At 61.7% G+C, this 12247-nt stretch carries 11 protein-coding genes; 5 read left to right on the top strand and 6 right to left on the bottom strand.

The window, feature by feature from the left end; translation table 11 throughout:
• Window positions 1-52 precede the first annotated feature (52 nt).
• Entirely contained in the window at window positions 53-1003 is a 951-nt protein-coding gene (gene sigJ / locus ACFWPH_RS30930) for an RNA polymerase sigma factor SigJ (protein WP_378755758.1), read from the top strand.
• Window positions 1004-1363: 360 nt separating this feature from the next.
• On the opposite strand, the gene ACFWPH_RS30925 is transcribed toward sigJ, so the two are convergent.
• The 5 genes from ACFWPH_RS30925 to ACFWPH_RS30905 form a co-directional block, all read right to left on the bottom strand.
• On the bottom strand, window positions 1364-1771 hold the full coding sequence (locus tag ACFWPH_RS30925; RefSeq protein WP_378755757.1) for a hypothetical protein: 408 nt from the start codon (window positions 1769-1771) through the stop codon (window positions 1364-1366).
• Between the two features lie 46 nt (window positions 1772-1817).
• Window positions 1818-2699: a DUF6192 family protein gene (locus ACFWPH_RS30920; RefSeq protein WP_378755756.1), complete on the bottom strand. Its 882-nt coding sequence runs from the start codon at window positions 2697-2699 to the stop codon at window positions 1818-1820.
• A gap of 618 nt (window positions 2700-3317) precedes the next feature.
• Window positions 3318-4486, bottom strand: a protein-coding gene (locus ACFWPH_RS30915) for an IS3 family transposase (protein WP_378755755.1) whose coding sequence is annotated in 2 segments (ribosomal slippage) — window positions 3318-4199 and window positions 4202-4486 — 1167 coding nt in all. Because the reading frame shifts where the segments join, the coding sequence is not laid out codon by codon here.
• A 722-nt stretch (window positions 4487-5208) separates the two neighbouring features.
• Window positions 5209-5562 (bottom strand): YybH family protein, encoded by a 354-nt coding sequence (locus tag ACFWPH_RS30910; protein WP_378755754.1) that lies wholly within the window; start codon window positions 5560-5562, stop codon window positions 5209-5211.
• Between the two features lie 90 nt (window positions 5563-5652).
• Window positions 5653-6249 (bottom strand): hypothetical protein, encoded by a 597-nt coding sequence (locus ACFWPH_RS30905; protein WP_378755753.1) that lies wholly within the window; start codon window positions 6247-6249, stop codon window positions 5653-5655.
• 174 nt (window positions 6250-6423) lie between these two features.
• On the opposite strand from ACFWPH_RS30905, the gene ACFWPH_RS30900 reads away from it, so the two are divergent.
• Window positions 6424-6876, top strand: coding sequence for a MarR family winged helix-turn-helix transcriptional regulator (locus tag ACFWPH_RS30900; RefSeq protein WP_378755752.1), 453 nt, complete (start codon window positions 6424-6426; stop codon window positions 6874-6876).
• A gap of 86 nt (window positions 6877-6962) precedes the next feature.
• Here ACFWPH_RS30900 and ACFWPH_RS30895 read toward each other — a convergent pair whose 3' ends face one another.
• Window positions 6963-8207, bottom strand: a complete 1245-nt coding sequence (locus tag ACFWPH_RS30895) for an FAD-dependent monooxygenase (protein ID WP_378755751.1) — start codon at window positions 8205-8207, stop codon at window positions 6963-6965.
• Window positions 8208-8778: 571 nt separating this feature from the next.
• On the opposite strand from ACFWPH_RS30895, the gene ACFWPH_RS30890 reads away from it, so the two are divergent.
• The 3 genes from ACFWPH_RS30890 to ACFWPH_RS30880 are packed head-to-tail and all read left to right on the top strand — an operon-like array spanning window position 8779 to window position 11941.
• Window positions 8779-10386, top strand: coding sequence for an AMP-binding protein (locus ACFWPH_RS30890; RefSeq protein ID WP_378755750.1), 1608 nt, complete (start codon window positions 8779-8781; stop codon window positions 10384-10386).
• Window positions 10383-11168 carry a tRNA-dependent cyclodipeptide synthase gene (locus ACFWPH_RS30885; protein ID WP_378755749.1) on the top strand — a complete coding sequence of 262 codons (786 nt, stop codon included), beginning with the start codon at window positions 10383-10385 and terminating at the stop codon, window positions 11166-11168. Before ACFWPH_RS30890 ends, ACFWPH_RS30885 begins: the two co-directional genes overlap by 4 nt.
• A 32-nt stretch (window positions 11169-11200) precedes the next feature.
• Window positions 11201-11941: a class I SAM-dependent methyltransferase gene (locus ACFWPH_RS30880; protein WP_378755748.1), complete on the top strand. Its 741-nt coding sequence runs from the start codon at window positions 11201-11203 to the stop codon at window positions 11939-11941.
• Window positions 11942-12247: the final 306 nt, after the last annotated feature.

Below are 12247 nucleotides of genomic sequence, written 5' to 3'. Positions count from 1 at the left end.
TCCCGATGACACCGTATTGCCGGCCCCCGGGCCCGAGGACAAAGGAACCGCAGTGACCGACGGACACGCCCCCGCCGACCTGGCCGCTCGTTTCGAGGAACTGCGCCCGTACCTGCGCCGGCTCGCCTACAGCACCCTCGGCAGCCTGGCCGATACCGACGATGTGGTGCAGGAGGCGTGGCTGCGCTTGCAGCGGCATCACGAAACCGGCGGAGCGCCCATCGACAACCTGCAAGCCTGGCTCACCACTGTCGTCGGGCGGCTGGCGCTGGATCAGCTCGGGTCGGCGCGGGTACGGCGCGAAGAGTATGTGGGCGAATGGCTGCCCGAGCCCGCGGTGACGGATTGGGAGGATCCGGCGGACCGGATCTCGCAGGACGAGCGGGTCACCATGGCGCTGCTGGTGGTGCTGGAATCGCTGTCCCCGGCCGAGCGCACCGCCTTCGTACTGCAGGATGTGTTCGGGATGGCCGGTCCGGAGGTCGCCGAGGTGGTCGGCCGTACCCCGGCCGCCGTGCGCCAGCTGGCGTCGCGGGCGCGGAAGCGGGTCGAGGACGGGACGCCGCGGTTCCCGGCTTCCCCGGACGAACATCGGAAGGTGGTCTCGGCGTTCGCGCTGGCCTGGCGGTCCGGGGATATGAACGCGCTGCTGGGCGTGCTCGACGACCGGGTCTCGCTCACCGCGGACGGTGGCGGGAAGGTGCCCGCGATCCGCAAGCCGGTGTACGGTGCCGAACTCATCGCCAAGATGCTGCTCGGCTGGTATCACGCACCGTCGGCACCCGGTGGCTGGGGCCGCACGATCGAGGTGAACGGTATGCCGGGGCTGCTGGTGTTCGACGGCCGCCATCCGGGGGTCTTCTCCTTCACCGTCGATGCGGGCCGGATCACCGCCATCCACGCGGTCCGCAATCCCGATAAACTGCGCAAACTTCCGGACGATATCGGCGGGGAGTGGTTGCTGAACGAATCGGCAGAAAACACCGGCCCGGGCGAGAGCTGATGTAGATTCCCGGTTAACTTGTCGAGAACCAGCTGGGCTTTATCAGTATCTTGTCTGGTTAGTTTTCTCACTAACTTGTCGCGTGTCGGCGGGGCGTGCTCTGACTCTCGGGCCCTGGGTTTTGCGGCTCGCCGACCGTGGCGGCCAGTTGGCGGACTCGGCAGTCGCTGACGCCTAGTTCAGAGGTTGAGACTCAAGCTAGGCCATCGTCGGCCACACCAAGGCGGATCAAGGCGTTGCGACGAACGGACGCGGGCAACCCGCCCCTGATCCAGTCGCGATATCGAGCAGAAGGCACAGGACCGTGTCGATTTCGCTGGTGAATCCTGATCGGAATGTCAGCGGCAAGATCCAAAACGATCATTGCTGCACGGCTTCTACTTCCGCCTGACGGCGCGCGACTGCTTGTTCATCGCTGATGACCATCTGAAGCGAGGCCGCGGCGGCGTTGAGCTGCGCGACGACGAACTTGATCCTGGGGTCTTCCGGCAGGCGTTGCGCGTGCGGAAGAACGGTTCCCTTCATGAAGCGGATCAGCCTTTTGTGCAGCGAGGTGGTCACGTCGTGCTCATAGTCGCGCCAGACTGTCGGCGACTCGGAGAGCTGGTAGCCGGCATTTCGTGACCATGTGAGGGGTTCACTGTTGACGAGGGCGGACTCTTCCCGGACTTCGGCCAGCCCGGATCGGACCTGACTGAGGGAAAGTCCTGAGACGTCAGCGAGGTGTTTGGTGGACAGCCCGTTGGGACGCGCTTCGATCAGTGACATCCGCACACGTTCACCTTTGACGTGGCGAGGGATTCCGCGAGGCATGTCATTCACCTCTCAACAGTTGGGCCAGTTCGTCGTCCATGCCGACGTTCCCGGTGTCTGCTGCGCTTTCGATCCAGTCCGCGGTGGCGCGAACTCGGGCCGTGTTGTTGTGAATACGGCGGCGTTCTTCCTCGGTGAAGTCGTTGCCGCGCAGTTTCGGGACGATACGCGAAGCGGACGAGACGAACAACTGGCATGCGCTGACGAGGTCCACATAGTCCGCCGAGTGCTCGGTTCGCCGGATTTCGGGTGTTCGTTCGCGTACTTTCCCCAGCGCCGCTGATGATCGATCGATCTGAGCTGCGTTGACGGCGTGACGGGCGGTCTGGTCTTCCATTGCCTCGTAGGCCACCGTGGGACGGCGCAGGAAGTCGGTGATGACCCGTGTCGCTACCTGGTCGTCCTTGGCGAGATCGTGAATACGGTCGATCCGTTCTTGCTCGCTCTCTGCATGCGAAGGGCGCCATCCGACATGGCGCGCCGCGGAGTCGACGGTCCACCGATACTCGCCCGTTCGTCCAAGCAGTGGAGGGTTCAGCAGTAGCTCGTGGCGTTCTTCGGGATCGTCGGGGTCGCCGACACCGGCGAGGATCTTGTGGATGTAGTAGGAGACGCCGGCAACCCGGTACTTCCGCGGCCACCGTGATGCGACCCAGCGGTAGCCAGCGAGGGTCGACTCCGGTACCCCGACATCCTCGGCATACATTCGGATACTCCACGCGACGGTCGAAATCTCGTCGTCGGGAGCCACCCGGCCACCCGATCGAGCCCCCATCGGTTCGATCTTGAGCGCATTCTCACCGAGTTTGAACTGACTATAGGTTTGCTGCGCGACGAGCTCGAGACCTTCCTTCACCAGCCGGTCATACTGCTTCCTCGTCACAGCACCGATCATGTCTGCCATCACGGACTCCTTGACGCTCGTCCGGATCCGTTCCCAGATCTTGTATCGCCGGGCGCCCGGTGCGTGTCGGTTACTGAACGGATCGGGGGCGCATGGGACGATTCTGCGCCTTGCCAGGAGGATTTGACAAGCCCATATGACGACTATTTATGCAGGTAAACGGCTATTTCTCGGGCTTACCGTAGCCGTTACGGCAAGATGTCACTGTGTCGGATGTTCGCAACGGCTATGAGCGCGCCGCCAGGCACGAGTGCGGCAGCGGTGTGAGCAGTAGATGGCGTCCGCACGGTGGTCGATACCCACAACCCAGGTAGCCGGGCATTCCCGACAGCGCCGACGAGCGGTCTTGTCTCGTAGGGAACCGATCCGCCGCGTACGTTGCTGATGCCACCGCCAACAGCGCGACCGACACGTCGCGGAACAATACCGCGCATCCGCACGCCGCCGGCTCGATAAGCGCTTCCCACAACCAGGACAGAACCCGACCAGCCGCGACGACCGCCGCCCTGTATCGGGTTCACCTTCCACCTGACCAGCCTAAACCTGGTAGGTACTCGATCCATCGAGCGGGGCTGCTGCACGATCAGGTGACAGTGGTTAGGCAGCCTGACCGGCTGCTGCTGGGGTCATGATCGTCTCGTATTCGACCGGGGTCAACCGACCAAGCCGGGTCTGCCGGCGTCGGCGGTGGTAGGTCCGTTCGATCCAGGTCACGATCGCGATCCGTAGCTGTTCACGGGTGTCCCACCGCTGCCGGTCCAGCACGTTGCGTTGCAGGAGGCTGAAGAAGCTCTCCATCGCCGCATTGTCACCAGCCGCGCCGACGCGGCCCATCGACCCGGCCATCCGGTGCCGGTTCAAGGCGTGAACGAAACGCCTGGAACGAAATTGCGACCCGCGGTCGGTATGAACAATGCAGCCGGCGACCTCACCACGGCGAGCGACAGCATTGTTCAACGCGGTGACCGCCAGCCGGGACTTCATCCTCGAATCGATCGAATAGCCCCCGATCCGGTTGGAGAACACATCCTTGATCGCGCAAATATATAGTTTCCCTTCACCGGTTCGGTGTTCGCTGATATCGGCCAGCCACAATCGATTCCGTTCCTTCGCGGTGAACACGCGGCGGACCAGATCATCGTGGACCGGCGGACCGGGACGGCCGGATTTCCCGCGGCGAGGTTTGCCGAACCTGCTCCACCAGCGATTCGATGAGCAGATCCGCCACGCGGTCCGCTCTGCCATCGACTCACCCGCGACGCCGGCCTCGTCGGCGAGGCACCGATACCCGAATTCCGGGTCGTCGTGGTGGGCGTCGAACAGCGCGTTCGCCCGATACGCCTCGACGAGTTCGGCGTCGGTGACCGGACTGTTCAACCAGCGGTAATAGGGCTGTCGAGCAAGCTGCAAAACCCGGCACGTCACCGCGACGGGAATCCCGTCGGCGGCGAGCTCACTCACGAGCGGGTAGAGCCTTTTCCCGGAAGATGAGCTTGCGACAGATACGCTGCCGCACGGCGCAGCACTTCGTTCTCCTGCTCGAGCAGCCGGTTGCGGCGCCGCAGTTCTCGCAGTTCAGCGGATTCACCGCTGCTGGTTCCCGGCTTTGTCCCGTCGTCGACGTCGGCTTGACGCATCCATTTCGACAACGTCACCGGATGCACCCCGAAATCTGCCGCGACCTGGTCCAGCGTCACTCCGTCCTCACGGTTACGGGCGACCCTGACAACATCGTCACGGAACTCCTGGGGATAAGGCTTGGGCACAATGACATCCTTCCAGGCTCACCTACCGGCAAGCCAGATCGATGTCACCTATCCGTGCAGCAGCCCCCCCATTTGGTGGGGCAGGTCATGTCCTCGTCGACGCAGCGAGCAGGTGTCATCACAGTGGATTGTCGCTCGCCCGGCCACAGCGATACTGTCAGCACGCTGACAGTGCGACGCGGTAGAGAACTGCCGGCGAGCACAGTGGCGGCATGTCTGATGCGCTCACCATGATCGAACGCTCGGTACGCCTGCTGGCCGGCGACTCACCCACCACGTGCCCACCGACAACTCGAAGCGCCCGTGCCGCATGATCCACACCCCGGGCGGGCGCTCACCGACCCGGAACAGCTTCTCTCAGTAGGTTCGGGCATCGGCTCAGCATCGCGGTAACGGTAGCCTCGACCACCACCTTATCCGCCTCGCTCAGGATGCCGCCGATGATGCCATCATTCAACTGTGGCAACAACTTTCGAATAGGATCGCCAGACCGGGCACGCCACAACTACAGGTCGGGACGCCGCAGAGCAAAATGCCGACCAGCACGATCACGCTTCCCGCGCCAGAGCCCTTAACCCTGGGCATGCGACTTCGCCATCCCAGAGCCACAGCAGCCCAGCTGGCATGAATGCGCGAGGCCTAGCTGGGTTCCGGGAATTGGGTGGCCCACGGCGCGGGTCACCCAATCCTGGTCGATGGTCGCAGACGTTCGAAGCTCCGGCCTACGCCTCGAGTACCGGCTGGTCCACGGCCCATAGCCACGACCCGTCCTGCTGGCGGCGAGCGATCTCGACAGACACTTGACCGGTGGTTAGTGTGGTCGCCGTCATAGCCAGGTCGTCGCTCACTAGCGCTAGATGTTGCCGACCCGGTGAGAGCGTCGGCGCGGTCGCAACGAGCTGCTCGAACACCTTGCGCATCTCCGCATGCCCGGTCGCGACTTCGCCCGGTGGGAATGCCAGCACGGCGTTGGGTTCGTACAATGCCACCAGCCCGTCGACGTCACCTGCGTTGGCGCGCTCGACGAAATACTTGCCAAGGTCGTTCGGCTCGGTGGCCACCTTCTTGTTCGTCATACCGCTGAGGCTCCTAACGAATCACGACACCCGATGTATGTCGTGGAACTGTGTGTATGTTTCTGCAGATGCCGAGGCGATATCCCGTAGTCAGGGCACGCGTTGCGACAGCGTGAGCACCGCCGCGAAGGCGTCCGCGCCATCGATTGCTTCGGGCCAGGTGTCCGCGGCGACCGCCGGCTGGGTCGACAGTGTCTGTGTGGTCCGCTGGATGATGGTCCGAAGGACTCGCTGGGTGACGTCGGGGGCTGGTTGATAGGACCAGCCCAGTGCGTGGGCGGTATCCCAGGTGTGGATGACCACGAGGCTGAGCAGCTCCTCGTAGAGCGCCGCAACGTCGATCTCGCCCGGGAAGCCCTGCACTCGACAGCGCCGCCCGGCGTCTGTCACAGTGGTGAACGCGTCCTCCATGAGACGAGCGGTCCGGCGATAACCCTGGTCTAGGCCGACGCCGCCGGAGACGTATTCCACGTCGGCGTCCAGGGATGCCCGGTCAATCGGTCCGAGCAATTGCTCGCGTGAGATCGCTTCGCCCGTGATGGCTGTGGCGATGCTGATGTTCTGGTCGACGAGGTGCAGATACAGATCGCCCACATCTCGCGTCGAGGACGGTACTGGGCACTTGAGGTCACTCTGGGTGACCTCGGACAGGTACGAGGCCAGATCTTCGGTCAGGGCGTGCAGCATGGACACATCCACAGCGGCGTTCTCGCTTCCACAGTCGCGGGTCTCCACATCCCGGTCTAGATCGGTGGGGACCTTAGAGATTCCCGGCCCCGTTCTGAGGTCGGGGATACTGAACGCGCCGAGTCGAGCGCGCTAGATCCTCTACCAAGGTAGACTATATACGGAAGGGTGTCCATGACCGAGGCTGGTGAAGAAGGGAACGAGCCGGACCTGGCCGCGCTGATATTTCGCGTGTTGCCAGAGTTGGCGGCGCTGGAGGAACCGATCCTGCGTGAGGCGGGGTTGTCGATGTGGGAGTATGCGATTCTGACCGAGTTGGCGGCGGCAGAAGTTGTCTCCCAGGTTCAGCTGTCGCGCCGCGCCCGGCGCGATCCCACTCGGTTGGGCAAGCATCTGGACGATCTGGCCGGGCGCGGACTCATCGTTCGCGCTCGTGCCAGTGACCAACGTCAGCGCACCGTCCGGCTGACCGACAGCGGACGCCGACTGTTTGCAAAGGTCAAGAAGCGCGTCAGGGTCGCGGAAGACGAGTTCCTCGACTCGATTCTGGCTACCGGAGAAGCCGTTAGCTTCAGGCACCTGCTCACGAGGCTCGCGGCGCCCAGTGCGCCGGCCGATGGTTTGTGAGACGGGGAATATCGGCGCCGCCACACCGGATCGGAGCCGGTGCTGTTGGACTCCGACGTCGGGCCGACCGGCACCGCGCGGCCGGTTCAAGGCGCGGTGAGATCCGTATAGTCCGGCAACTGATACTCGCCCCGTGTGCCGAGTAGGCGGGTGAGCAGTGCCCGCACTGGCCGCAGCGGCCCTGACACCACGATTCCCAGGAGGGTGAGCCTGACCGCGAGCGCGCGACGGGTTTTGGGTAGCAGCAGCCGCACGGTGACCGCAGTACCCTTCTGCACCCCGCTCGCCAGCGGCCGCATCAATTCCTCGTAACGATCGAAGGCCCGCGTCAAATTCGTTGGCGTCGCCGCGATTTCACCGGCAAGCAGATAGGCGCCGACAAGAGCGAGGGTGGTGCCCATCCCGGTCATCGGCGATCCGCAGTACGCGGCGTCGCCGAGCAACACGACACGGCCCCGTGACCAAGTCGGCATCCGAACCCGGACCATTTCATCGAAATAGAAGTCGGGGGCGTCGGCCATGGCATCGAGAATCGCGGGAACCACCCAGCCATGCCCGGCCAGCCGCTCGCGAATCAGATGCTGCTGCTTCTCGACGTCCCCGCGCAATCCCTCATCGACGGGCATACGGATGTTGATAATCGCCGTCGAGTTGGCCGGATCCCGGTCGGGGCGCATTCCAACCGCATTGCCGGGCACCGGATACACACCGCCCCACGCGGTATCGAGCATCGTCCCCGGCGGGGTCGGCATCGTAAAGAATCCGACATAGGCGCCGAGATACTCGGTGAACTGCTCGTGTGGGCCGAATACCTGCTTGCGCAGGTCCGAATGCAGGCCGTCTGCACCGATCAGGAGATCGAAGCTGTCCACGGCGCCGGACGCGAAGCGCACCTTCACCGCCTCGGCGTCCTGAGCCAACTCTTCCACCCAATCGCCGTAGCGGTAGTCGAGCACGCCCGAACCTATTGGCAGCGCGCCGATTTCGTCGAGTAACACCCGGTTCAGATCGCCGCGGCTGAGCTCGATATCGGCGAGGAACCGATCACCCCCGAAACGCTCGGCGGACATGCGGGCCAGCGTGCGCCCGTGCTCGTCGACCACCACCATTCCACGCTCGTCGAGTTGACTTCGCCGGATGCTGGCCATCAGGCCCATGCGTTCGGCAACCGCCCGGCCGGCCCCACGGAGCGAAACACCTTGACCGCCGGGCCGCGGCGCAGGGGCGCGTTCGACGACAGTGGTGTCGATGCCCGCGCGCAACAACTGCAGCGCGACCGCGTTACCCGCGACACCGCCCCCGCAGACCAATACACGAACCGATCGAGACATACCGATTTACCCCGCCTGACGTCATGAGCCCGGTCACTGTTCCAGCGATCACCGTAGCGCACAACGCCGTGTTCGTCGCATATGTCGATCCTCACACGAGTCGGTGACGCCTCAACGAGATACCTTGCAACACCGCCGATTTAAGCACGACCAGCACGTACTCCGGGAACTGGCAGCGAAAAGGTACTGCGCGGTCCCATTAGGTCGATCTTGAAGCATTGACAGACGCTTGCGACCGACGGTATAGATCTAATTGTCCAAATCTGGAATGGAGAGTCGAGACCGCGAGTACTCAAGACCAGGAAGGCTAGCGCGGCTCGTTTTCACCGATACTTATCTATTCACTGACCGTTCGACTCTCGTTCATTTTGATCGACGCGGCCGATGTGTGCAGGACACGCACTTCCATAAACAATACGGCCCTAAACCATTTCGATCCGTCGCACTGGATCGATTACTCATGACTTGCTCAAATTGCTTTTGTCTACAGGCGACGCAATGACAAAGGCAGATTTCACATGTTTACGCACGCCTGCAGGGGAATCGACTGACGTGTAGGGGAATCCAACTGATGAAGCCAAATTGGGCCTATAGCCTGGGTGAACTATTCGACCAGAGAAGCGCCTCGGGCAAGCCGATGACATTCCATCTCTCACGTCCTCTGGATATAGATCGAGAAAAGCGATCGAGGCTCGACCTACCATCTCTGGCGGCTCTGGTGAGGCACTCAGCTGGAGTGCTGAACGAAGTTGGCGTGAAAGCCGGTGATCGGGTGATTGTCTACAAGGCCAATCATTTCGACTGCATTTTGCTGGCAGCGGCGATCGCCAGAATAGGCGCTATACCTGTCATGCTGTCGGGAATGCTTCGAAAAGAAGCGGTACACGGGCTGATTCGGCGGGTCGAACCGGTAGCCGTCGTCAGCGACATGGAACGTATAGAACGGTCGGAAATATCACCCGAATTGTTCCCGGATCTCGAAGGGAGAATTCTTGGTGTGGACGGTGCCTCGACACATGCGCAGAGTTTTTTGGAAGTCGTAGCGGAGCCTTATCCTGAGATTGTCGCGCGTCGCGACGACGAACTTCTCATGCTGACCCACACCTCTGGTACCACCGGCCTGCCGAAGTTGGTCATATTCCCGCCGTCAACCATACAAAAGGAAATGGCTCGGCTGGAATGCCGTCATTTTCCTCCGCTTACCTTCCGGAGAAATGATGTCGTCGCAATGTTCACCCCTTATGTCCATGCTCGTGCATTTACCTGGATATATTCGGTTCTGACCCTGTCGCCGGCGACGGTTCTGCTGATGGATGACAACGACCCGGAAATCGTCGACCGGTTGTTCCGGGCGCACAAGCCGACATTCGTGGAAGCACTTCCGATCGACTACACATCTATGGAGTCGCTGCTGCACACCGGGGCAGATAATCCGTTTTCGGATGTCCGCGTGTTCGTAGGAAACTTCGACGCGGTACGGTGGCCGGTCATTCGGCGCTACCTGAATGGCTCCCGACACCCGTTTCCGCTCTGGCGCGAAGGTTACGGTCAATCTGAGACCGGCGGTATGGGTATGACGATAATCTCCCGCCGGGCAGCGAACCGCCCACGCGACTACAAGCCGGGCCCACGGGTCGTCGGGCGTCCCATGCCCGGATTCGTCCAGCTGATGGTGGTGGATCCCAAAACATTCCGCCCCGTCGGCCGCGGGCGGGCGGGGCTGGTTCTGGCCAAAACCAAGGCCAGATGTGCCGGATATTATGGCGAATCGGAGCGTTGGAAGGAAAAGGTCGTCGGGGACTGGTGGAACACCGGCGATATCGGAATCTTGACCAGGACGGGCGCACTCAAGATCATCGATCGCGAGGTTAATTACTCGTCTGGAATAGGGTATCTGGAATTCGAGGATACGCTTGTGGACAGGCTCGCCGAAGGAACCGATGTCGCTATCCTTCCCCGATCGGACGGACCGCCGTTACCAATCGTGGCGACCCGCGACGGCCGGTTGGACGACGGCGATTGGACACGAGCGCGAACCGGATTTCCCGAGTTGTCGGTGCCGGTGGTGATCAAGGCGAGCGATATGCCGCGGACGGCGACAGGTAAGATCGTTCGTGAAGATCTTCGCCGAAGCTATCTTGAGAATGTCATAACTCCGGGGTCGGGACGTTGGACATGAGCAAGACCATCGGTATCGAACAAAATGACTTTATAGTCGAACCACTGACCGCTTCGTGCAGGGATGTATGGGAATCGCATCGGCACGTTGTATTCGGTGTTAGCCCCGGGAACAGCTACTTCAATGTGGATCGACTAGGTGAAATCCTTGGATGGCTGCGCGCCGAGTTTCGGCAAGTGGACGTAGTTATTCCTGATGAATCGCTCAGGCATACATTCCAGGCATTGGGGTACGACACGGACCGAGCAGCCAAGAAGGCTCACGCAGAGACAAACGTGCTCAGAAACCGTGTAATTCGTGCATGGGATTCCATCGGTGGCCCGAGAGGCTGCGATGGACTACACAGGATGTCGGAGCTATCGGCCAGTCCGATATATGCCGACAGTCTGCAAAATTGTGCAAGACAGGCCTACTCGGATCCTGGGCTCCGCGCGGCCTGCGAGGAGACAACAAGGAAAATACTCGCCTCAAAGGGGCTCGATGACGAACCGGCCATCGGTCAAATCACCGAAGCTATGAAGTACCTGGTTGCGGAATTGCCTTTCTTTGTTTCGTCCCGTCGGATATTCGGTGTCGAGGCATCGCTGAATTTCTATCATCAACCCCTTCGGTTGGCGAACATCATCTTCTCCGGAGAGAGTCTGTTGAAGGCCGAGCAAGGACAGGGCTACGCCACAATCCGAATGGCCAGCGGTTCGGCAGATAGAGGTATACAGACGGCTCGAACCAGTAGAAATAACGATGTCTTACCAAGCATTGGGCTTGGACGACTACGACGGTAATTACTGAATACGTTGCACCATGAAGGATACCGATGTCGGATAGTACGGATCAATATGACCAGATAGCGGCCAGCTTCGACGAAGTCGAAGCTGTGATCCACTTCGTCAGGGAGAACCTCGATTGGCCGTCGTTCCGGCGCGCACTCGGCGTGCTAGAGGATTGCCGGGTACTCGATGTAGGCTGTGGCGAGGGCGGATTCACTCGTCGTATCAAGGAACTCGGTGCGAAACAGGTGGTGGGTACGGACCTCTCCGCCGGTATGGTTGCACTGGCCGAGCAGGCCGAGGCCCGCGATCCGCGCGGCATCGTGTACCACGTGTATGACCTCGGAACGATGCAGATACTCGGGGACTTCGACATCGTCACCGCCATACATGTGCTGCACTACGCCGACAGTCGGTCGACCATGGCGGCCATGGCGAATGTCATGTATGCCAATCTCGCTCCAGGCGGCAGGCTGGTCGCGCTGAGCGCAAACGCGGAGTCCAGTGCCGAATCACAAGAAGCAGCGGGCTTCCGCAACTATCGGCCCGAAAGTGCGCGCGAAGGCGACAAGTTCAAGGTGGCGGTGATGACAGATCCACCGACTGAGATCGAAGTGCATCACTGGCCTACCGAGACCATCGTGAACGTACTCGGCGAGGCTGGGTTCGTTGATGTGCAATGGGAACCGGTCACGATCAAGGAATCCGTCGCGCCTGCTGATCTCGACCGCGCGCTGCGCTGCGCTGCGGATCCCACAAGTCTCATCATGACCGCAACCAAACGCTGATCCAGAATTCATGGTGGGCCGGCCTGTGTCCGGCCGTTGACTACGGAGGCGAGCGAACCGCACGGGGCAGCACGAGGTTTGGGGATTGCATCGGACTGACCGCGACTATTCGTGAGGGTGTTGGCTGGCCTGAGTGGGTTGAGTTGCTTTTTTCGCTGGTCGGGGGGCGTGAGCCGCCCCGACCAGCGGGTGGGCTGCCGGGTTCCACTAACCTCGATTTTTCGTGATTTGTGCTGATCGGTCCGGGCGGGTTTGGGGTGGTTGTTTTCGCTGTTCGGGCAGCGTCAGCTGCCCGAACAGCGGGTT

Source organism: Nocardia sp. NPDC058499 (genome assembly GCF_042719915.1).
In the GTDB taxonomy this organism is placed as follows: Bacteria; Actinomycetota; Actinomycetes; order Mycobacteriales; family Mycobacteriaceae; genus Nocardia.
Note: the sequence above shows the minus strand (reverse complement) of the source record. Positions and strands in the feature narration are given on the sequence as shown.